This window comes from Streptosporangium sp. NPDC049376, assembly GCF_044466505.1.
Classification (GTDB): Bacteria; Actinomycetota; Actinomycetes; order Streptosporangiales; family Streptosporangiaceae; genus Streptosporangium.
Genome location: NZ_JBITMT010000008.1, coordinates 125,953 through 148,025 on the forward strand (window position 1 = coordinate 125,953; position 22,073 = coordinate 148,025).

A 22,073-nucleotide genomic window follows, 5' to 3' on the forward strand; every position below is an offset into this window, starting at 1 on the left:
CGGCCCCGGCCACCGGCTCGGCGGACCCGGGCGGGTCACGGAAGGCCGCCGTTTCGCTTCGGGTGCGCGGCGACCAGGGGGGTGTCCACGCCGATCTCGCCGGTCGGCAGCGCGCCGCCGGGGTCGCCGAGGGGCCGGTCACGGCCGGGCAGCACCTCAAGGAAGAAGGCGCGGGAGTCCTCAAGGTGGGCGTTCAGCGTCTCGTCCCCTCGGGCGCGCCGGTCCACGACGATCGCGGAGACGGGGCACTCGACCTCGCACGCGCCGCAGTCGATGCACGCGCTCGCGTTGATGTAGCTCTTGCGTTCGCCGACGTGGATGCAGTCGACAGGGCAGACGTCGACGCAGGAACGGTCGAGGACGTCGATGCAGCCGGGTCCGATCACATAGGTCACGGTGGTGTCCTTTCGGGGGTCAGGGGCCGTCGGTGGAGTGGCCGGGGAACAGGGACAGGCCGGGGTCGAGGTCGACGGCCACGTGGTTCACGGCGGTGGCGGCCTCGCCGAAGCCGACGGACATCAGCCGCACCTTGCCCTCGTAACCGGCCAGGTCGCCCGCGGCGTACACCCTGGGCAGGTTGGTCCGCATCGACCGGTCGACGGCGACCGTGTGCCCCCGCAGGGTGAGCCCCCAGTCCCGCAGCGGGCCCAGGTCGCTGACGAAGCCGAGCGCGGCGATCACGTGGTCGGCCGCGACGACCGTCTCCTCGCCGGAGCGGGCCCGCAGCCGTACCTTCGCCAGGCGGCCCGCGACGAGGTCCCCTTCGAGCGCGGTCACGCGTGTCTCGGTGTGGACGCGCGCCCGCCCGGCCCTGACGCGGTCGAGGGTCGCCGCGTGCCCGCGGAAGACGGCCCCCCGGTGCACGAGGGTCACCGAACGCGCGATCGGGCCGAGCGTGTCCGCCCAGTCCAGGGCGCTGTCGCCGCCGCCGACGACCACCACGTCCCGGCCGGTGTGCGCCCGGGGGTCGGTCACGAAGTACGACAGGCCCGTGCCGAGCCACTTCTGGCCGCACTCCAGCGGGCGCGGGGTCGGTGTGCCGATCCCGGAGGTCAGCACGACGGCGCGGGCGTTGACGACCGTGCCGTCGTCCAGCGTCACGACCGGCTCGCCGTCGCGGTGTTCGAGCCGTACGGCCCGCCTGCCCATGAGGCGGGTCGCGCCGAAGGCCGAGGCCTGCTCCACCAGGGCGGCGACGAAGTCCCTGCCCCTGACCGCGGGGAGGGCGGCGACGTCGCGGATCTCCTTCTCCGGATACAGGGCCGTCACCTGGCCGCCCGCCTGCGGCAGGGCGTCGACGACGACGGTGGACAGGCCGCGGAACCCGGCGCAGTAGGCGCCGTACAGTCCCGCAGGTCCCGCGCCGACGACGAGGACGTCGGCCGAGACGGGTGTGGGGGTGCTCACCACGGGCTCCCTGGGGGTCGGTGCGTTCTCGCAGCAGAACGTAGGCCGGGCACCCCGGTCAGGTCCCGCGGCGGGGACCGCTCACCGGACCGCCGTGTGCTTCGCCGCGCGGTCCGCTGGGTGAACCGGGTTCCTTCCCCGGGCCCCGGGCCGGATGGTCTGCTCCCGGCACCGGCGTGAGGCGACTGGAGCAGACATGACCGAAACCGTTGATCCGACCGTGAATCCGACCATGAGTCCGGCGAGGGGGCACCGCGCGGGCAGGCTGCCGGGCCGTCAGGACTGGTCGAGCTGGCCGCACTACCAGGCCGCGGCGGCGGGCTTCCGCGGCTACTGGTACCCGGTCTGCTTCTCCTCGCAGGTCGGTGAGAAGCCGCGCCCCGTCACCCTGCTCGGCGAGCGCCTGTTCGTCATCCGCGACCGGGGCAGGGTGTACGGCATGCGGGACCGGTGCCCCCACCGGGGGGTTCCGCTGAGCCACGGCGACAAGCAGTTCCCCGGGACGATCTCCTGCGTCTACCACGGATGGACCTTCGACCTGGAGACGGGCGTCCTGAAGGCCGCGATCACCGACGGCCCGGGGTCGCCGATCTGCGGCAAGGTCACCCAGCCGACCTACGACGTCGAGGAGCGCCTGGGCCTGGTCTGGGTGTACGTCGGCGACGGCGAGAGGCCGCACCCGATCGACGAGCAGCTGCCGGAGGAACTGGTCGGCAACCCGGCGGTCGTGGGCCAGCGGATCCAGGCGCGCGCGGGCAACTGGCGGTTCGCCTGCGAGAACGGCTACGACGAGGGGCACGCCAAGTATCTCCACCGCACCGCGCTGTGGCGGCTGTTCAAACCGATGCCGGTCTGGAACACCACGAGCATCGTCAGGCGCGGACGCTGGATCTACCGGGTGCAGCGGGAGCAGTTCTGGGAGGCGGACTTCCCCGGGCTCGGCAGGTGGTCGGGGACGGCGTGGTACAAGGCCCGCCCCCCGAGGACGGTCCAGAACATCGGCAACACCGCCTCGCACCGCCGGGTCAACCCGACGATCGCGGCCCAGGAGTTCCCCGGGTTCGCCTCGGTCGGCATGCCGGGCGTCCTGCGGATCGTCTACCCGACCTTCATCCACTACGAGTTCTACGTGCCGGTCGACGCGGAGAACCACCTGTACGTCGGCATGCTGGCCGACTTCAGCAGGGGTGTCCGGGCGCTGCCGTTCTACGCCAAGTATCTCGGCGCGGTGCGCTGGCTCTTCCACGGCCAGTTCTCCGGCCAGGACAAGTGGATGGTCGAGGTCACCGACGCGCCGCCGGAGAAGCTCTACCGCCCCGACGACTCCCTCCTGCGGTGGCGCAAACTCGCCGAGGACACCACCGAGGAACGCCTCGAACGGCTGCGCGCAGGGAACACGGACTGAGGGCCGGATATGTCCGGCATCGTGCTCGGGGTCGGGGCGTCCCACTCGACCCTGATGAACACGCACTGGGACCGGGTCGTGCACACCGACCGGGCGGAGGCCTTCCGCGACGCGCTGGAGACCGCCAGGCGCCGGGTGGCGCTGGCGCGCCCCGACGTGGTGGTGATCGTCGGGTCGAACCACTTCCGCGGCCTCTGGCTGGACCTGGTCCCGGCCTTCACCGTGGGCGTCGGCGAGGTCGTCGCCACGGGGGAGGCGGGCACCCCCAAGGGGCCCCAGCGGACCGACCCCGCCTTCGCGCGGGCGCTGGCGGCCGACCTGGTCGAGGCGGGCACCGAGGTGGCGATCTCGGCCCGGCTGCAGATCGACCACGGGCAGTCGCACGCGATCCAGTACCTGCTCGGCGACCTGGAGGTGCCGGTCGTCCCGCTGGTCGTCAACGTCTTCGCCCGGCCGCTGCCCACACTGGCGCGCTGCGTCCGGCTTGGGGAGAACCTCGCCGGGGCCGTGGGACGGATCACGGGGGACCGGCGCGTGGTGGTGGTCGCCTCGGGCGGGCTGTCCCACCGGCTGCCGTGGCCGAGCGACTGGGCGGACCCCCAGGACGACGACGAGGCCTTCCTGGTGGACGCCTGGACCAACGGGCGGGGCGAGTGGGAACGCTACGACAGACGGCGCAGGGAGATCATCGTGGCCGCCCGCCCGACGATCTTCCCCGAGTTCGACCGGGCCTTCCTCGACGACCTCGCGGGCGGCCGTCTGCGCCGTTACGCCTCCCTGACGACCGCCGAGGTGGAGGAGGCGGCGGGCAACGGCGGCCAGGAGCTGCGGACCTGGCTGGTGATGGCCGCCGCGCTCGGTTTCGTGCCGGGCACGCCGCTGGTCTACGCGCCCATGCCCGAGTGGCTCACCGGGATGGGCGTGGCAGTACTCGACCCCGCGGGAGGTCACCGATGACCGGCACGCCCTCACCGGCGGCGGGCGTCCCGCCCGAGAGCCGCTTCGCCGACGCGGACGGCGTCAGGTACCACTTCCACGAGCTGGGGGAGGGGCCGGACACGATCTTCCTGCACGGCGGTGGCCCCGGGTGCACCGGCTGGAGCGACTTCGGGCCCGTCGCGCCGTACTTCTCGGCCGGCCGGAGGTGCCTGATCGTGGACATCCTCCAGTACGGCAAATCCGAAAAATGCCGAATCAGTGGGCCGATGTGGGACTTCCATGCCGCGAAGACCGTCGCGTTCATGGACGTCCTCGGCGTCGAGAGGGCCGACTTCGTCTGCAACTCCTGGGGCGGCACCATCGCGCTGTGCCTCGCGGCCCGATACCCCGACCGTGTCCGCTCCCTCGTGGTGACCGGCAGCATGCCCGTCTTCTACGGTCCTCTGGCGCCCCTGCCGGAGCGCGGGCACCGGGGCCGCGCCGCCCGCGACGTCTACTACGGCGGGCGGGGACCGACCCGGGAGAAGATGCGCGAGCTGATCACCCGGCTGGAGTGGTACGACGCCGCGCGCCTGCCCGAGGAGACCGTGGACATGCGCTGGCGGCAGAGCCTCGACCCCGGGGAGCGCGAACTCGCCGCGATGACGGACTCGCCCCGGGGCGACTGGCAGGACCTCACCGCCGAGCTCGGGCTGGTCGAGGCGCCGGCGCTGTTCATCTGGGGACGTGAGGACGCCTTCCTCACCCCCGACTACCCGCTCATGCTGTCGCGGATGCTCAGGCGCGGAAACCTGCACGTCATGGACCACGTCTCGCACCACCTGCAGGAGGAACGGCCCGCCGCCTACCACGCGGTCGTCGAGGGCTTCCTGCGCTCCGTCGACCACCCCTGAACGACCATGGAGGAGAACCCCATGACCACCACCATCTGGACCGAACTGACCGGTCTCGACTTCCGGGTCACCACCGTCGACGCCGGGGGCGTCCCCACCCGCTCCCTGCAGGCGGGGACCGGTGAGCCGGTGATCTTCCTGCACGGAACCAGCGGCCACCTGGAGGCCTTCGCCCGCAATCTCGGCGCCCACGCCGACCGCTACGCCTGTCACGCGATCGACATGCTCGGCCACGGATACACCGGCATGCCGGACTACCCCTACGAGATCCCCCGCTACCGCGACCACCTGCTCGCCTACATGGACGCGGCCGGGATCGCGAGCGCCCACATCGTCGGAGAGTCCCTCGGCGGCTGGGTCGGGGCACGCACCGCGATCGACGCGCCCGGGAGGGTGGCCTCCCTGCAACTGCTCTGCGCCGGGGGCACCGTGGCCAACCCGAAGGTCATGGAGCGCATCCGCACCTCGACCAGGCAGGCGGTCACCGGCGACGACATCGACCTGACCAGGCGGCGGCTGCGGCTGCTGATGGCCGACGCGAAGGACGCGACCGAGGAACTGGTCGCGGTCAGGCACGCCGTCTACCACCGGCCGGGCTTCGCCGCCAACATCGGCAACCTGCTGTGCCTGCAGGACATGGAGACCCGGCTGCGGAACATCCTGCGCCCGGAGGACCTCGCCAGGCTCGACGTGCCGACCCTGATCGTGTGGGGCCGTGACAACCCCTTCGGCGAGGTGCCGGAAGCGGCCGCCATGCACAGGGCCATCGCGGGCTCGGAGCTGGTGCTGTTCGACGAGTGCGGCCACTGGCCCCAGCACGAGCAGGCCGTGCGCTACAACGGGCTGAGCCTGGCCTTCCTCGCCGGGCACCCGATCTCCGCGTAGGCGTCAGCCCGTCGCCTGGAGCGTCCTGGAGACACCGAGCGCCGCGGTGCGCAGCGCGGCCGTGAACCGGCCGTGGTTCATCCTGAAGGTGGGCGCCGTGATCGACAACGCGCCCGCGAGCGCGCCGGTGTCCCCGAAGACGGGCACGGCCAGGCTCGTGTAACCGAGCCTGGTCTCCTCGGCCTCGACCGCGAGGTGCTCCGCCCTGACCCTGGCGATCTGGGCCTGGAGCAGCCCCGGCTGGGTGATCGTCCGGTGCGTCATGGGGGTGAGGCCGCGCCGTACGACCTCGTGGAAGAGGGCCGGAGGGGAGAAGGCGAGGATCACCTTCCCGGTCGCGGTGCAGAACAGGGGGAGCCGCCCGGCGACCCGGGACTGCTTGCGCAGGCCCCGGTGCACCATGAGCTTCTCGACGTACAGCACGTCGAGGCCGTCGTGGATGGCGAAGTGGACGGTCTCGTGCGTGGCGAGCAGCAGATCCTCCATGTACGGCAGGGCCGCCTCACGCAGGATCCGCTGCCTGGGCACCCGCTGGCCGATCTCGAAGAGCCGCAGCCCCAGGCGGTAGTGGCTGCCCGCCCGTTCGAGCACCCCCCAGCCGAGCAACTCCTGGGCGAGCCGGTGCACACTCGCCTTGGCCACTCCGGTGCGCCTGACCAGCTCGGACAGGGACAGGGCGTCGTCCTCGGCCGTGAAGGCCTCGATGATCAGACGGGCCTTGCCCAGGACGGAGTTCATCGCCTCGGCGTTGCCCGGCGTCGATCCGGCGCGGGCGAACGGGAGCACCGTCATCGCAGGGACCTCCCAGGCGGTTCGGAGACCTGTGAGGAGTAGTTTGGTGCGTTCCATTCGAAATAGCTACCCTCTGTGACCGATTTGGTCATATGCCCACCTCCGTGCGGGACCTGGTGACCGTGTTGACGGCGACGCGGACCAGCAGCCGGGTGAGCCGCTCCATCTCCCTGACGTCGGCGGTGTTCATCCCCAGGGAGAAGTCGAGCCCGGCGATCTTGGGCATGCCGATCCGCACGGTCGGCACCCCCCGGCCCCGCAGGATGTTGGCGTCGGTGGCGCCGCTGTTGCCGAGGGCCACCTCGTGCGGACGCCCCTCGGTGGCCTCCCAGGCGGCGACGGCCTCACGGGCCACCCAGCCCCCGGGGTCGGAGGCGGTGCCGGGTACGGCGAGCACCATCTCGAACGTCACCGGGACGTCGGGCAGTTCGGCGCGGATCTCCTCGATCGCGGCGCCGAACTCCCGCTTGGCCTCCATGGGGGTCGTGCGCGGGCTCAGCCGCAGGTCGACGAGCAACCGGCACGCGGCCGGGGTCACCGCGGCCCGGTACGGCCAGCCCCCCTCGATCGCGGCGACGACGCCCTGCGGGGCGACCGTCCCCTCGGTGTGCCGCTCGGCGTACCCGGCGAACCACCGCTCAAGCCGTACGGCCACCTCGCCCGCCCTGGCGACCGCGTTCTCGTACGGCAGGCGGTGCCGTGAGCCGGCGTAGGTGTGGACGCCGTGGACGACGACCTCGAACCAGGCCAGCCCGACCTCCTCCCAGGAGACCGTCCACCCCGGCTTGGCGATCACCGCGAAGTCCGCCCAGATCCCCTGTTCGAGCAGGTAGGAGCAGCCGACCCCCTGACCGACATTGCGCCGTCCGGCGCCGGGCGCGGCGTTGGCGGGCATGCCGCCCGACCCGAAGGCGACCAGCAGGTCCCCGGCCAGCGGCAGCCCGGCCCGGTGGACGGCCTCGGCGACCATCAGCACGCAGGCGGCGTGCCCCTTCGGGTTGCCCGCGCCGAGCCCGGTCACCAGGTCACCCTCGACGCGGGCGGCGGGACGCATGTCGGGGCGCAGAGCGGGGCCGATCCACGGGACGTCCTCGTCCTCGCGGCCGGTGGTCAGCGTGTCGATCGGTGCGTACAGCATGAGGTCGGGGCCGCCGCCGTCGCCGGGCAACCGGCCCCACGCGTTGGCCTGCCGGTCGTCGAGCGGCTGGACGGCCGCCGTGACACCGGCGGCCGTCAGGGTGGCGGCGATGTGCTCGGCCAGGGGACGCTCGCCGCCGGTGGGGCTGGGGACGTCCACCAGGCCGCGCAACAGCTCCCGCAGCCGGTCGCCCGTGACGTGCCGCCAGGCCGCGGCGACCAGGTCGCGCCGGTCCCCGTCGAGCCCGTCGAGCCCGTCGGGCGCGTTCACCGGTTGATCCGGCGGACCTGGGTGTTGACCCGCCTGGCGAGCAGGCGCCACAGCGGCGGCAGCGCCGCGACGACGGCCGCGCAGACCAGCAGGACCAGCAGGGGACGTGGCATGGGGATCTCCTTGACTCGTCCCGCGTGGGACCCCCGGCGCGTGGCCGGGGGTCCCACTCGGGAGCCGTTTCCGCCCTGCCGAGATGATCCGCCGGCCGGAGGGGAGCCGCCCATGGAAACGTCCCGCTCAGCGGGACGCCCACACGGAATCGGCGTACGGCGACGCCACGGTGAAGATCTCCATCCCATAAGTGGTCGTCACACGGTGAGCCGTTCGAGGAGGGTGTGGGCGAAGGACGCCGCGGCCCTCTCGTCGTCGCGGTCGCCGGGCGGCGTCATGTGCCCGAGGAAGGCGTATTGGAAGCAGGCCCCGAGCAGCAGCCCGGCGGCGGCGGTCACGTCGGTCTCCGGCTGCAGCCGTCCGAGGTCCCGTTCGGCGCTCAGGTAGGCCGCGACGGCCTCGTTGACCTTGTGCGGACCGGCGCCGTGGACACGTAGCTCCTCCCGGTGCGCGGCGAGGGTCGCCGGATCGGCGAACACCGAGGCGAGCATCGGGAAGCCCTCGCCGTAGAAGGCGATCGCGGCCTGGGCCAGCGCGGTGAGGTTGCCCAGGAGCGTGCCCGTGCCCGCCCCGCCGTTCAGCGCCTGCGCCAGCCGGGTGAAGCCGGGGGAGCGTTCCCGCATCACCGCCACGAGCAGGTCGGCCTTGCCCGCGAAGTGCTTGTAGAGAGTCGCCTCGGTGAACCCGGCGGCCTGCGCGATCTGACGGGTGGTCACGTTGGCGAGGCCCCTTTCGGCCATCACCGCCGCCGCCGCGTCGAGGATCACGTCCCTGGTGCCCATCTCGGTCCCTTTCTGGCTGGGCGTCGCTTGACGAGGTTAGTGATCGCTCACTAACCTCCAAGGGCTAGCGAACGTTTACTAACCACATGGAGTTTAGATGAAGCTGACCGTGTTCGGAGCGACCGGCGGTACCGGGCGGCACGTGGTCGAGCAGGCCCTCGCCGCGGGCCACCACGTCACCGCCGTCGTGCGCGACCCGGCCCGGCTGACGTCCACCGGCCACCCGAGGCTTGAGCCGGTCGTCGCCGACGTCATGGACACCGCGGCCCCGGAGGCCGTCGTCGCCGCCGTGACCGGCGGGGACGCCGTGATCTCGGCCCTCGGGCCCCGGCCGGGAGGCGGCGGATCGGTGTGCGCGGACGGCGCCCGCGCGATCATCGCCGCGATGCGCGCCGCGGGGACCCGCCGCCTTGTCGTCGTCACGGCCAGCGGCCACATCGTCGACAGTGGAGACGGACCGGTCAGCCGCCTGCTGGTCAAGCCGATGCTGCAGCGCCTCCTGCGTGAGGGGTTCGCCGACTTCGTCCGCACCGACGACGCCGTCCGCGCCAGTGGCCTGGACTGGACCATCATGCGTCCGCCCCGGCTCACCGACGGCAGGCGCAAGCCGTACCGCACCGCCGTCGACGTCAACGTCAGAGGGGGCATCCTCATCTCCCGCGCGGACCTCGCCGACGCCATCCTCGCCACGCTGGCCGCCCCCGAGACCGTCGGCCACACCGTCTCACTGGGCTACTGAGGCACGGAGCCCCTCACGGCGCGTCCCCCTCGGTGATCAGCGTCACCTGGGGGACGCCCGTCCTCGGATGCGCGCCGACCTCGGCGTCCACCCGGTAGACGTCCCGCAGCAGCTCAGGCGTCAGCACCTCGCGCGGGGTCCCGAGCGCCACGACCGCGCCGCCGTCCATGACGCACAGGCGGTCGCAGAACGCGGCGGCCAGGTTGAGGTCGTGCAGTGCGATCACCGCGGTGATCCCGAGTCCGCGCACCAGACGCAGCGCGTCGAGCTGGTGGCGCAGGTCGAGGTGGTTGGTCGGCTCGTCCAGCACCATCACCTCCGGCCGCTGCGCCAGCGCTCGGGCGATCAGCACCCGCTGCCTCTCCCCGCCGGAGAGCCGGTCGAAGGGCGCGTGGGCCAGATCGGCCACGTCCAGCCGTTCCAGCGCCTCGGCGATGATCGCCCGGTCGGCGGGGGAGTCGCCGTCGAAGGCCCGTTTGTGCGGGGTACGTCCCATGGACACCACGTCGTGGACGCTCAGCCCGAAGTCGCCGCCGCCGTCCTGAAGCACCGCGGCCAGCCGGCGGGCCAGCCATCTGCCCGGCGTCCGCCACACGTCGTGCCCGTCGAGGAGCACCTGCCCGGCGGTGGGGCGCAGCACCCGGTAGAGGGTCCTCAGCAGGGTCGACTTGCCCGCGCCGTTGGGCCCGGCCAGGCCGAGCACCTCACCGGGGGCCACCTCGAACGTCACCGCGCGCACCAGGTCCCTGCCGCCGATCCGCACCGAGACCTCCCGTACGGCCAGAGCGCCCATCAGGTCCTCCTGCGCATCAGCCACAGGAAGAACGGCCCGCCGACCAGCGCCGTGATGATCCCCACCGGTATCTCCTCGGGGGTGATCAGCGTCCTGGCGACCAGGTCGGCCGTGATGAGGAACGCCGCCCCGAGCAGCGCCGTGGCCGGAAGCGCCCGCCGGTGGTCGGCACCGACGAGCAGCCGCACCACATGGGGCATGATCAGCCCGACGAACCCGATGGCCCCGCTGACCGCGACGACGGTGCCGATCACCATCGCCACCAGCACGAACAGCGCCGTCCTGAAGCGGTGCACGTCCAGCCCCAGGGAGGCGGCTGCCTCCTCCCCGGCCAGCAGCAGGTTCAGCGGGCGCGAGACGCCCAGCAGGACGACGGTGCCCGCCGTCACGGCCGCCGCGGGCACCCACACCGTCGTCCACGTCGTCCCGGCGACGCCGCCGAGCATCCAGCGGACGGCCGACTGGGCCCGGTGCGGGTCGTCGGAGGTCACCACCAGGAAGCTGGCCGCCGCCGAGAGCACCTCGGCCGTCGCCACCCCGGCCAGCACCAGCCGTACCGTGGTCATCCGCCCGCCGGACCGGGCCAGGAAATAGACCGTGACCAGCGCCGCCAGCGCCCCCGCGAACGCGGCGACCGGCAGTGAGAACGGTCCGAGGAAGGTCAGGCCGAACACCGTCACGCTCACCGCGCCCACACTGGCGCCGGAGGAGACGCCAAGCAGCATCGGATCGGCCAGCGGGTTGCGCACCAGCGCCTGCAACGCCATCCCGCAGACCGAGAGACCGGCGCCGATGACCCCGCCCAGGATCACCCGCGGCAGCCGTACGTCCATGACGACGGTCTCCCTGACCGGGGACCAGACCGGTTCGGCCAGCGCGGGGTGGAGGCGGTGCAGCAGGATGCCCCACACCTGCTCGGCGGGCAGGCTGATCGAACCGGCCGCGACCCCCGCCGTGACCGCCCCGCCGAGCAGCAGCGCGCACAGCGCGAGCGTCAGCGGGTACGGCAGGCCGGGGCGCCGGGTGACGGGCGTCGTCCGGGAGAGCCCGGTCAGGCCGCTCACTCGAACCGGTCGGGGTGGATCTGCCGGGCCAGCGACTCAACCGCCGACGGCGCCCGGACCCCGAGCACGACCGACGACAGCGGCAGCACCGCGAACCGCCTGTGCCTGATCGCCGGAACGTCGGCGAGCGCCGGGTTCGACAGCAGGAACCTCTTCTTGTCCTCGACCTTCTCCTCGCCGTAGTCGTAGACGACGATCCAGTCGGGCGCGCGCTCGGCGACCTGCTCGAACGACACGTCGGCCCACGTCTTGTCCACGTCGGTGAAGACGTTCCGCGCGCCCGCCAGCGTGATGATCTCGTCGCCGACGCCCTTGCCCCCGGCGGTGAAGGCGGTCTTGTCGCCGCTGTCGTAGACGAACAACCTGACCGGCTCGACGTCGGCGAGCCTCTCCCTCACCCGCGCCAGGGGCTCGTGCAGCCGGGTGATGAGCGCCTCGGCCCGTTCGCGCACGCCGAAGATCGTGGCGACGTTGCGGATCTCCCGGTCCATCAGGTCCATGTCCACCGGGCCGGACGGGCACTGCTCGACGTTGAGGTAGGTGTCGATCCCGGCCTTGCCCAGCGCGTCGCGGCCGCGGCCCTCCTTCTCGTCGAAGGCGCTGGAGAAACCGCCGTAGACGAAGTCGGGCTCCTCGGCCAGCAGCGCCTCGTAGGAGGGGTACTGCCTGGAGAGCACCTTCACCCCGTCGTAGGCGGCCTGGTACTCGGGCAGGACCTTGTCGTCGAGATATCCGGTGCCGACCATCGACCCCTGCAGTCCCAGCGCCAGCATCACCTCGGTCGCGTGCTGGTTGAGCGAGACCGCCCGCCGCGGCGGGCGGTCGTAGGTCGTCCTGACGCCGCAGTCATCGAGGGTGACCGGGAAGCCCGCGACGGCCCCGGCAGGGGCTTCAGCCGGGGCTCCGGAGGAGGCGCTGCAACCGGCCAGGAGCATGGCACAGGACAGGGCGAGCAACAGGGACAGGGGACGTCTGACCGTCACGGACGGTTCCTCTCACGGGATCTGCACCATGGGACGGCCCTGCCGGAAGGTCACGGAACCGGCCAGGAGGTCGTCTCCGGGCACACGTCGGCGCGGAGGGCTCGTGCGGTCGTCGCCACGCGAGGTCATCCATCGGCCGACCCGCTCCTCTCCGGGGAGATCCGCCCCAGTTCGTCGAGGAGGCGACCGCGTGAGTCTCCTGGCTCTCGGGTCGATGCTCGCCCCCGTCTTCCCACCCCGCAGGGGGCGGTGACCTCGTGGGGGTCCGCTCGCCGATCACAGTGGCGGGACCGCGCCGGATTCGCACCGGCTTCCTCGTCCGCGCTCGCCTTCGCCGGTCATCATTGCACGAAGCCGTTGATGCGCTGAAGATGGCTTCCGGTTCCGGCGGCTGTACGATGCCTTGTTGCAACAAATTTGCAATTGCAAAGACTGGCGGCATTCGGGAGGGCAAGTGCGGACGGCGGAGGTCAAACGGCGGTTCCTTGAGCACTTCGCGGCGGCGGGGCACACCGTGGCCGCCAGCGCGCCGCTGCCCGCCGACGACCCGACGCTGCTGTTCGTCAACGCGGGCATGGTGCCGTTCAAGCCCTATCTCCTCGGGCAGCGGACACCGCCGTCCCCCCGGGCGGCCAGCGTGCAGAAGTGCATCCGCACCCTCGACATCGACGAGGTCGGCAAGACCACCAGGCACGGCACGTTCTTCCAGATGAGCGGCAACTTCTCCTTCGGCGACTACTTCAAGGAGGAGGCGATCAGGCTCGCCTGGGACCTGACGGTCAAGCCTCGGGCCGAGGGAGGCTACGGCCTCGACCCCGACCGGATCTGGGCCACCGTCTACCTGGACGACGACGAGGCCCACGCCCTGTGGCGGGACGTGATCGGCCTGCCGGAGGCCCGCATCGTACGGCGCGGCAAGGCCGACAACTTCTGGTCCATGGGCGTCCCCGGGCCGTGCGGGCCCTGCTCCGAGCTCTACTACGACCGTGGCCCGGCCTATGGGCGAGAGGGCGGGCCCGAGGTCGACGAGGACCGTTACCTCGAATTCTGGAACCTCGTTTTTATGCAATACGAGCGGGGCGAGGGCGTCGGCAAGGAGGACTACCCGATCCTCGGCGAGCTGCCCTCCCGCAACATCGACACCGGCATGGGCCTGGAACGCATGGCGGCGCTGCTCCAGGGCGTCGACAACCTCTACGAGACCGACGAGACCCGGCCCGTCCTGGACGCCGCCGCGGCGCTGACCGGAACCAGGTACGGCGTGCGCTCCGGGCCGTCCGCGGCCGAGAGCCACCCCGACGACGTCCGGCTCCGGGTCGTCGCCGACCACGTCCGCACCGCGCTCATGCTGATCGGCGACGGCGTCACCCCCTCCAACGAGGGACGTGGCTACGTGCTGCGCCGGATCCTGCGCCGGGCGATCCGCGCCGTCCGGCTGCTCGGCTACGAGGACCCGGTCCTGCCCGAACTGCTGCCGGTGGCCCGCGACTGCATGGCGCCCTCCTACCCGGAGCTGGCCGCCGACTTCGACCGGATCTCGGCCTACGCCTACGGCGAGGAGGAGACCTTCCGCTCGACGCTGCGCCAGGGCAGCGCGCTGCTCGACCGGGCCATCATCCGGACCGGGGAACGGCTGCCTGCGGCCACGGCCTTCAAGCTGCACGACACCTACGGCTTCCCGATCGACCTGACCGTCGAGATCGCCGCCGAACACGGCCTCGACGTGGACGTCACCGGGTTCAGGGAGCTGATGGCCGAGCAGCGGCGCCGCGCCCGTGAGGACACCCGCGCCAGGAAGACCGGCCACGCCGACACCGGACTGCACCGCGCCCTCCTCGACGAGCACGGCCCCACCGACTGGCGGGCGTACACGACGCTGACCACCGACTCGACGGTCCTGGCCGTGCTCCGCGACGGGGCGCCCGTGGCCACGGTCGTCGCGGGCCAGATCGTCGGCGTCGTCCTCGACCGCACCCCGTTCTACGCCGAGTCCGGCGGCCAGGAGAGCGACGCGGGAACCCTGCACGGCCCGAGCCTGTCCGCCGAGGTGCTGGACGTGCAACGCCCCGTCCCCGGGCTGGTCGTGCACCAGGTGCGCGTCCTGGACGGGGAACTGGCGCCGGGACAGCCCGTACGCGCCCAGGTCGACCCCGAGTGGCGCGCGGGCGCCCGCCAGGCCCACTCGGCGACCCACGTCGTGCACGCCGCGCTGCGCGCCACGCTCGGCCCGGCCGCCCTGCAGTCCGGCTCCTACAACCGGCCCGGCCACCTGCGCCTGGACTTCTCCTGGCGCGGTGCCCTGCCCGCCGGAGCCCGCGGGGAGATCGAGGACGCCGCCAACGTCGCGATCCGCGGGGACCTGCCGGTCGAGGTGCGCCACATGCCCCTTCGGGAGGCCCGTGAGATCGGGGCGCTGGCGCTGTTCGGCGAGACCTACGACGAGACCGTCCGGGTCGTCGAGATCGGCGGCGCCTGGTCACGGGAGCTGTGCGGCGGCACCCACGTCGACCGCTCCTCCCAGATCGGCGGCGTCGCCGTCACCGCCGAGTCGTCGGTCGGCTCGGGGCAGCGCCGCATCGAGGCCGTCACCGGCATCGAGTCCTTCCGCTACCTCGCCCGCGAGCGCGACCTCGTCTCCCGGATCGCCGAGCAGTTCAACGCCCCCCGCGCGGAGGTCGCCGACCGGGTCGCCGCCCTCGCCGAACGCCTCAGGGAGAGCGAACGTGAGACGGCCAGGCTCCGCGACCGGCTCCTGACCGTCGAGGCCGGTCAGGTCGCCGCGACCGCGACCGTCCACGGCGACGTCCTGCTGGCCACCGGCACCACGGAGACCGACGCCCGCCTCCTGGCGGAGCGCGTCGGCACGGCGCTGCCCGAGGACCGGCCGGGCGTCGCCGCGGTGCTGTCAGGAACGGCCCTCGTGGTCACCGTGAACGCCGCGGGCCGTACCCGGGGACTGGCCGCCGCTGACCTGGTCAGAGCGCTGCCCGAGGGCCGGGGCGGCGGCAACGCCGAGACGGCCCAGGGCCGCAGGCCCGCCGACCCGGACAAGGCCCTGGCCGCCCTCGCAGCCCTCCTCACGGACCGGACGCCGGCGTGACCGGACCGCCCCGGCTCACCCGGCGCGTTCGTAGACGCTGACGTGCCGCCGGCTCGTGGCCGCGTACGGGGCTCGCGTTCCCTCGGACGCCACCGTCCTGGCGGCGCTGCTGGGCGTGCCCGGGGCCACGCTGCTCGGCCTGCTTGAGGAGCCGTCGTCGACGGTCGAACTCGCCCGCCGTCTGAGGGCGACCCCGAGCGCCGTCTCCCAGCACCTGCGCGTGCTGTACGGCACCGGCCTGGTCACCCGGGTCCGTGACGGGCGGCACGTCCTGTACCGCAGAAGCCCCCTCGGCGACCGGCTGGTGGCCACTCCCGCCTCCTGAGCGGCCGGATGAGGGCGTTCAGCAGGCCGCCCGGCCGTCGCGCGGGCCGAAGGCGGTGACGGCCTCGGCGTCCGTCGTGACGGCGTGGATGTAGTGCTCGGCCCACGAGCGGCAGTCGTGGTAGCCCGACCTGCGCACCACGGACTCCACGGCGTCGTCGAGGTCGAACGGGGTGCGGCGGATCTGGACCTGGCCGTCGCGCAGCAGCAGCCAGTGACCGCCGGTGCGGCCGTAGGGCATGCCGATGCTTCCGGCGTTCACCACGAGACGCTCGTCCACGAGCCGCAGGTACGGCATGTGCGTGTGCCCGCACACCACGGTGCGCACGTCGCCGGGCAGGTCGGCGAAGACCTCCGCCCAGCGCTCAAGCCGGGTGTCGACCAGCACGACCTCGTTGTCGTCACGCGGGGTCCCGTGGCAGAAGACGACCTTGCCGAAGCCCTCGACCTCCATGGTGACCGGGTGGGGCAGGTCGGCTAGGAGCTTGACGTCCTCGTCGCGGAGCTGCCGCGCGGCCCACAGGTCGATCTCCCAGGCGTCCTCGACGCCCTCTCCCCGCGCGAACGCGACCAGGTCGCGGTCGGCGTTGCCGCGCACCAGGACCGCCCTGTCGCCCAGCTCGCGGAGCCGGTCGAGCACCTCGACGGGCTGGGGGCCCGCGGCGTGGTCGCCGGTGACGACGATCCTGTCGGCGGCCATCACCTCGGGTTCGGCGAGTACGGCCTCAAGCGCGGGCAACACCCCGTGAATATCGGACAGAACAGCGACACTTGCCACCATCGAATGTCCTTTCTGGCCGCGTCGGTTACGGGTCTCAGGTGCTTTTCTACACGGACGCCGCGGCCGGTCGCCAGCGGACCGGCCGACCGGCCGGAAAAAGCCCTGAACAACACAGGTGACGATGATTTATCGGTGAAATCATTCTGTTGTCACCAGACGATATTCGGACAGCGCGTTTTCCATGCGCTCCCTGACCTCTTTCGAATCCCTTCCCGCTATGTGCAGATAGCCGGTGCAGGCGTTCGAGGCGCGCGCCGGTTCGAGACGGTCGCCGACCGAGGCCGTGACCTCGCCGGAGATGACCCCGGGAAGGGAAAGAAGGTCTTCTACGGGAGAGATGTCCAGCACGCGGCCACGGCGGGCGGGAAGGAGAAGATCCCCGACCGACCTGTCGAGGGTGTACGCCAGTTTCGGACGCCGTCCCACATAGACGTCCGCGACGGCGGCCAGCATGTCGAACCCGTGGGAAAGGCCGTGGTTCTCCGGCAACCAGGCCCCGCTCAGCCGCGCCGCGATCTCACCCATGACGTGGGAACCGTCCGGCCGGAGAAAGAACTCCGCGTGGAGATAACCGTCGCGATAACCCAGCGCGTCGGAGATCCGCTGCGCCACCTTCCTCGGGTCGAGGGGCTTGGGCTCCGACGGCGCCAGGGTGATGTCGGCGTTCATCGCGCCCTCAAGCGTCTCCAGCATGGGGGCCGGGTTGACGGCGACGAAGGCGTCCTGGACCTCGCCGCGGTGCACGAGGGCGCACAGCTGGTGCTCGGTGCCCGCCACGTGCTCCTCGACGATCCACCGCCGCCGGGGCCGTACCGCCATGATCCGGGCGGCCGAGGTCATCTCGTGGGAGTGGAACCTCCAGACGTCCACGCTGGAGCCGGAGACGGCCGGTTTCACCACGACGGGCCATCCGTGCCGGTCGGCGAACGCCCGTACCTCCTGCGCCGAGGTGACGGCGCGCCAGCGCGCCGCGGGCAGCCCGGCGGCGGCGAACAACTCCTTCATCGCCACCTTGTCCGTGACCAGGCGGACCTGGTCCCGGGTCATGTGCGGCAGCCCGGCGAACGCGGCGAAGCGGTGCGTCAGCGGCTGGAGCGTCTCGTCGGGGTTGCAGAAGTGGGTGGGGACGGCCCCGAGCTCGGCGGCCCACTTCTTGTAACGGGTCACCTCCCCGGCCAGCGGCCGGTCCTCGTCGATCACGAAACAGGGCACGCCGTCCGGCACCGTACCCGCCGTGGCCCCTGTGCACAGCAGCACCGTGCCGATGTCCGGCCGCTCCAGCAGGTGACGGGTGAAACGCCGCCTGCGGCTCGTCACGAGCAGCAGCACGGGCCGCCCGGCGCGGGTGTGGGCCATTCCCGTCACCCCACCACGTGGCGGTGCTCGGTCAGGAGGCCGAGCAGCGCGCGCACCACGGCCGGTTCCCCGGCGATGTCGATCCGGGTGCGCCGCAGCGACCGGCCGCGTGTCACGGTGCCGCCGCCCGCGCGGACCAGGCCGTGTCCCGCCGCCGTGTCCCACCACGGGAGGGCGACCGCGATGTGGGCGTCGAGGGTCCTGGCCGCCACCCTCAGCAGGTCACAGGCCGCCGAACCGGTCCGCACCACCTGGTAGCGCCTGCCGACGAGCCGGAGGATGCTGTGGGCCTCCTTGAGTTCCTCGGTCCCGTACGGCAGCGCCACGGCGACCCGGACGTGCCGCTCCGCGGGGCCCGGCGACCGGGTGAAGCTGCCGTCGAGCGAACCGTCGAGCGTCGCCATCCACTGCCCGTCGGCGGGCCGGACGATGACGGAGGCCAGCCAGCGCTCGCCGGAGACCGCCGCGACGCTCACCGCGTAGTGGGGCGAGGCCCGCACGAAGTTGGCGGTGCCGTCGAGCGGATCGACGATCCAGGTGACCCCGGAACACCCGGCCTGGTAGCCGGACTCCTCGGCCAGGACCGCGTCGTCCGGCCTGGCCGTGCGCAGCAGGTCCATGATGACCGACTCCGACCTCAGATCCGCCTCGGTCAGCAGGTCCTGCTCGGTGCTCTTGCGCGTGACCCGGTAGGTCTCCCGCGCGGTGTCCTCGATCTCCGCCGCCGCGCGCCGGGCCACGACGAGAGCGAGCCTTTCGATGTCCAACTCGGTGTCCAACCCGGTGTCCGACTCGGTGTCCAACGCCGTCTCACTTCCGTTCCTGGCCGCGCAGCCGCCTCAGCGTCAGCTCGATCACCTCGTCGAGCCGGGCCTGGACCTGCGCCTCCGTCTCACCGCGTACGGTCACCGTCACGGCCGCCTGGTTCCACGCCGCGGGCCGCGGCATGACGTCGCCGACCTGGAAGCGCAGCTGGGTGTCGATGATCCAGTCCTCGGCCGGGGGAGTCAGGTCCGTGTCGAGCCGTCCTGCGGGGGCGTAGACCAGCGCGTAACCGGTCAGGTGCGGGGCCGGTTCAGGGGGCCGGGGAACCTCAAGCCCCAGCTGGGAGCGGATGACGACCTCGTCGAGGTTGACACCGGTCCGGGACAGGAAACCCGGGATGATGCCGCCGCCGCCCGCGCGGCCGCCGATCTCACAGAAACAGACCTCGTCCCCGGAGCCCCCGGAGCCCTGAGTGAGGAAGACCTCATGGTGGGTGACGCCGCTGAAGTCGGGGTAGCAGGCGAGGACCCGGCGGTTGAAGGCGAGCAGCAGGTCGAGGGTCGGGCCCGGCCCCACGGCCACGTCGCGGAACGCCTCCAGGCGGCGGTAGGACGTCGTCTCCTCCACGCTCCGCCCGGCCACCGCGGCGAGCGGCACCCCGTCATGGACGACGCTGTCGATGTGGAACAGCCGCCCGTCGACACGTTCCTCCACCTCGTACCGGGCCAGCTCCTCCTTGGAGGTCGTGGCGGCGAACCGGCGGACGTCCTCGGCGTCGTCGAGGAAGACGATGCCAGCGGAGCTCTCACCGCGCCGTGGCTTGGCCACCAGGGCGCCGTGCCTGCGCAGCAGTTCCAGGGCGTTCGCCTCGGTGAAGGGGGCGAAGTCGGGGACGCGCACGCCGCGCTCCCGAAGCCGCTCCTTCATGATCACCTTGTCCCGGTACCCCAGGACCTGGTGTTCCGTCGGGCCGGGCACGCCCAGCCGGTCCCGCATCCTGGCGGCGGTCAGCAGCAGGCCCTCGCTGATGGCGACGATCCGCTGGGTCGGGCGCTCCGAGACGCCGTCCAGGAAGTGCGCGGCGGCCTCAAGGAGGGTCTCGTCACCGCGCGGGACGCCGACGACGCCCGCGAGTTCGTCACCGCGGGCCTGGTCCAGCTTGCGGATGTCGGTGACGAGCCGGACGCGGTTGCGGGAGGCGGGCAGGAAGGCACGGCCGTCGGTGTCCCGGTAGTACCGGTAACCGATGTGGTCGAGGACGAGGGTCCGTACCGGCTCATCGCTCATCGTCGGCTGTACTCCGCGTATCGGGCGGCGAGTTCCGCCGCGGCCTGCCCGGCGTCGTCGAGCGCGAGCTGCTTGCAGTGGTATCCGAGCTCCGCCCGCATGATCTCCGTCGACTCCTCGGTGAACTCCACCAGGCCGTCGGCCCCTATCCGGGCGATTCCGTCGTGACGCTGGCCGTCGAGGTTGATCTCCACGGCCTCCTTCTCCGACAGCCGGGGCGGCAGGTCGAGCTCCGTGCCGTCCGGGGTGATCCTGACCGGGTAGCCGCCGGGCAGGCCGGCCCAGCCGGGGGCGTGCACCTCGGCGCCGGTGCCGGTGGCCAGGGGTTCCAGCACGCTCAGGGCCGACGCCGCGGTCATGACCTGCCCCTCCCGGCCGCCGGTACGGCGGTACTGCGTACGCATCAGGGCGAACATGACGTCCTCGGGAGGCAACGCCGCCGTGACGTCGACGCCGTCCCGCCAGAACGTCAGGTGGTAGGCGGCGCCGCCGCCGTCCCCGGTCCGGGAGAGCCGGTGCCCGACGAAGTGGTGCGCCACGAAACGCGGCCGTACCTCCTCCGGCGGGCAGCCGAGGTGCCGGGCCGCGATGGCCCGCAGCGCGGGGACCGAGTTGGCCACGTTGCCGATGCCCAGGTGGGGGCTCAGTCCCACCCCGGCGAGCGCCGGGTGCACGGCGTCGGGGTAGGCCGCGTTGACCACGACCGCCGGACTGCCGGCGAGCCGTACGGCTCTCATGAGGCTGAGCACCGGGGACAGGTGCATCGGGAGCCACGGCCCGAAACGGGCGGCGCCGACACGTGCGAAACGGTCCCGGGGCAGTTCGGAGAGCACGTGCCAGGACTGCAGGCTGGCCGCGGCGAACACGATGTCCGGGGCGAATCCGGCGAGGGCCTCCGCCGTGCGCGCGGTGTCGTCCAGGTCCGCCACCAGGGGCTCGACCGGCCAGTGCCTGCCCAGCTGGGCGGCCGAGAGCGCCACCATGTTGGCCGTACGGACGACCGCCTCCCCATCACGTCCGAGGATCGCGAGACGGCGGGGGGACGGCGCGTTCGCCAGCCCGTGCAGCACCCGTACGGCGAGGTCGCCGCAACCGGCCACCAGGACACGGACGGGACGGTCCCCGGCGGGGACGAGGGGCGGGGGCGTCATCGCGGGTCACCCGCCGCCCGCCCGACCAGGCGCGGGACGAACCGCGAGGTGTTGGCGGCCAGCAGGTCAGGGGGGCAGAGGTCCGAGAACTTCGCCAGCCAGCCACCGGACTCCACGGTGTCCCAGTGGGGGTAGTCCGAGCCGAACAGGATGCTCTCCGCGCCGAGCTGACGAGCGGCCCACAGCACGTGCTCCTCCCCGGGGTCGGGCACCACGGCGAAGTGCTCGCGGAAGGTCTCGACCGGGTCCGGCACGTCCCCCGCCAGCCGCCTGGTGTGGCTCGCGAGCCGTCCGAGCACGCTGGGAATCCAGGCGATGCCGGACTCCAGCATGACCACCCGCAGGCCGTCGGGCAGCCCGTCGGGGCGGGTGACCAGGTCGGCCAGCGCGATCATCTGCTCGCCCATGTGCCCGAAGGCGTGGGTCATCGCGTAGTCGTCGTAGGCGTCCGCCAGCGGCGACCACTGGTGGCAGCCGGTTCCGCCGTGCACGGCCAGCGGGAGCCGCAGCCGCGCCGCCGTGCCGAGCAGCGGGGCGAGGTCCGGGGAGTTCAGCCGCGCCGTGGCGGTGCGGGCGGTCGGCCGTACCACGACGGCGACCAGGTGCGGGTCGTCGGCGTACCCCCGCAGCGTCTCCTCGCTCCACTTCGGGTCCTCGGCGGAGGCGAGGAAGGCCCACTTCAGGGTCAGGCGGGACCGGGCGCAGGCCCGCGAGGCCAGCCGGTTGTACCCGTCGAGCAGGCGCAGGCGCGTCTGCTCGTCCTCGACGGCCTGTACCGACAGGCCGACGAACCCGGGCTGGAGGACGGCCGCGGCGATGCCGTGTTTGCCGGTGAAGACGGCCCTGTCCTCGTCCTGGCCCGGCCCGATGAGGTGGCCCAGGCCCTTGGGGTTGCCGTGCCCGGGGCCGCTCGGCTTGGGGAAGACACGGTCTCCGAGCCGGAGCCGTGTCACCCCCGCCTCGACGACCACCTCGGGGCGTTCGGCGGCGGTGAACCCGATGTCCTCCCAGATCTCGGGAAGGTGGTCGGTGAAGTGCGTGTCACAGTCGTACAGTCCGGCGTCGGGCACGAGATCTCCAGCTTCTGTGGTCGCGGGTCGTCGAT

At 72.4% G+C, this 22,073-nt stretch carries 21 protein-coding genes and 1 riboswitch; of the genes, 7 read left to right on the forward strand and 14 right to left on the reverse strand.

What is annotated here, in order from left to right:
- Positions 1-35: 35 nt before the first annotated feature.
- Positions 36-395, reverse strand: coding sequence for a 4Fe-4S binding protein (locus tag ACIBVQ_RS21555; RefSeq protein ID WP_362914434.1), 360 nt, complete (start codon positions 393-395; stop codon positions 36-38).
- Between the two features lie 19 nt (positions 396-414).
- On the reverse strand, positions 415-1,407 hold the full coding sequence (locus tag ACIBVQ_RS21560) for an NAD(P)/FAD-dependent oxidoreductase (RefSeq protein ID WP_399179435.1): 993 nt from the start codon (positions 1,405-1,407) through the stop codon (positions 415-417).
- 196 nt (positions 1,408-1,603) lie between these two features.
- Here ACIBVQ_RS21560 and ACIBVQ_RS21565 point away from each other — a divergent pair, with 196 nt between their 5' ends.
- The 4 genes from ACIBVQ_RS21565 to ACIBVQ_RS21580 are packed head-to-tail and all read left to right on the forward strand — an operon-like array spanning position 1,604 to position 5,529.
- Positions 1,604-2,812, forward strand: coding sequence for a Rieske 2Fe-2S domain-containing protein (locus ACIBVQ_RS21565; RefSeq protein ID WP_399179437.1), 1,209 nt, complete (start codon positions 1,604-1,606; stop codon positions 2,810-2,812).
- Positions 2,813-2,821: 9 nt separating this feature from the next.
- On the forward strand, positions 2,822-3,769 hold the full coding sequence (locus ACIBVQ_RS21570; protein ID WP_399179439.1) for a hypothetical protein: 948 nt from the start codon (positions 2,822-2,824) through the stop codon (positions 3,767-3,769).
- Positions 3,766-4,644: an alpha/beta fold hydrolase gene (locus ACIBVQ_RS21575; RefSeq protein ID WP_399179441.1), complete on the forward strand. Its 879-nt coding sequence runs from the start codon at positions 3,766-3,768 to the stop codon at positions 4,642-4,644. Before ACIBVQ_RS21570 ends, ACIBVQ_RS21575 begins: the two co-directional genes overlap by 4 nt.
- A 21-nt stretch (positions 4,645-4,665) precedes the next feature.
- Complete coding sequence (locus tag ACIBVQ_RS21580) at positions 4,666-5,529, forward strand: alpha/beta fold hydrolase (RefSeq protein WP_399179443.1); 864 nt, start codon at positions 4,666-4,668, stop codon at positions 5,527-5,529.
- A 3-nt stretch (positions 5,530-5,532) separates the two neighbouring features.
- Here the strand turns inward: ACIBVQ_RS21580 and ACIBVQ_RS21585 are convergent, their stop codons facing one another.
- From ACIBVQ_RS21585 to ACIBVQ_RS21595, 3 genes are all read right to left on the reverse strand, one after another.
- On the reverse strand, positions 5,533-6,321 hold the full coding sequence (locus tag ACIBVQ_RS21585) for an IclR family transcriptional regulator (RefSeq protein WP_352011848.1): 789 nt from the start codon (positions 6,319-6,321) through the stop codon (positions 5,533-5,535).
- 88 nt (positions 6,322-6,409) lie between these two features.
- Positions 6,410-7,729: a M20 family metallopeptidase gene (locus tag ACIBVQ_RS21590; RefSeq protein WP_399179445.1), complete on the reverse strand. Its 1,320-nt coding sequence runs from the start codon at positions 7,727-7,729 to the stop codon at positions 6,410-6,412.
- A gap of 311 nt (positions 7,730-8,040) precedes the next feature.
- The gene (locus tag ACIBVQ_RS21595) at positions 8,041-8,625 is read right to left on the reverse strand and encodes a TetR/AcrR family transcriptional regulator (protein ID WP_399179447.1); all 585 of its coding nucleotides are present in this window, start codon (positions 8,623-8,625) and stop codon (positions 8,041-8,043) included.
- A gap of 97 nt (positions 8,626-8,722) precedes the next feature.
- Here ACIBVQ_RS21595 and ACIBVQ_RS21600 point away from each other — a divergent pair, with 97 nt between their 5' ends.
- Entirely contained in the window at positions 8,723-9,364 is a 642-nt protein-coding gene (locus ACIBVQ_RS21600; protein WP_399179449.1) for an NAD(P)-dependent oxidoreductase, read from the forward strand.
- A 13-nt stretch (positions 9,365-9,377) separates the two neighbouring features.
- Here the strand turns inward: ACIBVQ_RS21600 and ACIBVQ_RS21605 are convergent, their stop codons facing one another.
- From ACIBVQ_RS21605 to ACIBVQ_RS21615, 3 genes are read right to left on the reverse strand one after another with little or no spacing between them, the layout of a single operon-like run.
- On the reverse strand, positions 9,378-10,157 hold the full coding sequence (locus ACIBVQ_RS21605) for an ABC transporter ATP-binding protein (RefSeq protein ID WP_399179678.1): 780 nt from the start codon (positions 10,155-10,157) through the stop codon (positions 9,378-9,380).
- Positions 10,157-11,221 carry a FecCD family ABC transporter permease gene (locus ACIBVQ_RS21610; RefSeq protein ID WP_399179451.1) on the reverse strand — a complete coding sequence of 355 codons (1,065 nt, stop codon included), beginning with the start codon at positions 11,219-11,221 and terminating at the stop codon, positions 10,157-10,159. Before ACIBVQ_RS21610 ends, ACIBVQ_RS21605 begins: the two co-directional genes overlap by 1 nt.
- Entirely contained in the window at positions 11,218-12,204 is a 987-nt protein-coding gene (locus tag ACIBVQ_RS21615) for an ABC transporter substrate-binding protein (RefSeq protein WP_399179453.1), read from the reverse strand. The genes ACIBVQ_RS21610 and ACIBVQ_RS21615 overlap by 4 nt, the downstream gene beginning before the upstream one ends.
- Before the next feature lie 192 nt (positions 12,205-12,396).
- Positions 12,397-12,523: riboswitch (cobalamin riboswitch) on the reverse strand.
- 135 nt (positions 12,524-12,658) lie between these two features.
- Between ACIBVQ_RS21615 and alaS the strand changes: the two genes are divergently transcribed.
- Both alaS and ACIBVQ_RS21625 read left to right on the forward strand, forming a co-directional pair.
- The gene (alaS, locus tag ACIBVQ_RS21620; protein ID WP_399179455.1) at positions 12,659-15,304 is read left to right on the forward strand and encodes an alanine--tRNA ligase; all 2,646 of its coding nucleotides are present in this window, start codon (positions 12,659-12,661) and stop codon (positions 15,302-15,304) included.
- A 55-nt stretch (positions 15,305-15,359) separates the two neighbouring features.
- Entirely contained in the window at positions 15,360-15,629 is a 270-nt protein-coding gene (locus tag ACIBVQ_RS21625) for an ArsR/SmtB family transcription factor (RefSeq protein WP_399179457.1), read from the forward strand.
- Between the two features lie 18 nt (positions 15,630-15,647).
- Here ACIBVQ_RS21625 and ACIBVQ_RS21630 read toward each other — a convergent pair whose 3' ends face one another.
- From ACIBVQ_RS21630 to ACIBVQ_RS21655, 6 genes are all read right to left on the reverse strand, one after another.
- On the reverse strand, positions 15,648-16,409 hold the full coding sequence (locus ACIBVQ_RS21630; protein ID WP_399179459.1) for a metallophosphoesterase family protein: 762 nt from the start codon (positions 16,407-16,409) through the stop codon (positions 15,648-15,650).
- Between the two features lie 138 nt (positions 16,410-16,547).
- A complete protein-coding gene (locus ACIBVQ_RS21635) occupies positions 16,548-17,765 on the reverse strand; it encodes an ATP-grasp domain-containing protein (RefSeq protein WP_399179461.1) in 1,218 nt (405 codons plus the stop codon).
- A gap of 5 nt (positions 17,766-17,770) precedes the next feature.
- A complete protein-coding gene (locus ACIBVQ_RS21640) occupies positions 17,771-18,568 on the reverse strand; it encodes an inositol monophosphatase family protein (protein WP_399179463.1) in 798 nt (265 codons plus the stop codon).
- A gap of 7 nt (positions 18,569-18,575) precedes the next feature.
- Positions 18,576-19,817 carry an acetyl-CoA carboxylase biotin carboxylase subunit family protein gene (locus ACIBVQ_RS21645; protein WP_399179465.1) on the reverse strand — a complete coding sequence of 414 codons (1,242 nt, stop codon included), beginning with the start codon at positions 19,815-19,817 and terminating at the stop codon, positions 18,576-18,578.
- Positions 19,814-20,968, reverse strand: a complete 1,155-nt coding sequence (locus ACIBVQ_RS21650) for a hypothetical protein (protein ID WP_399179467.1) — start codon at positions 20,966-20,968, stop codon at positions 19,814-19,816. The genes ACIBVQ_RS21645 and ACIBVQ_RS21650 overlap by 4 nt, the downstream gene beginning before the upstream one ends.
- Complete coding sequence (locus ACIBVQ_RS21655; protein WP_399179469.1) at positions 20,965-22,038, reverse strand: amidohydrolase family protein; 1,074 nt, start codon at positions 22,036-22,038, stop codon at positions 20,965-20,967. Before ACIBVQ_RS21655 ends, ACIBVQ_RS21650 begins: the two co-directional genes overlap by 4 nt.
- Positions 22,039-22,073: the final 35 nt, after the last annotated feature.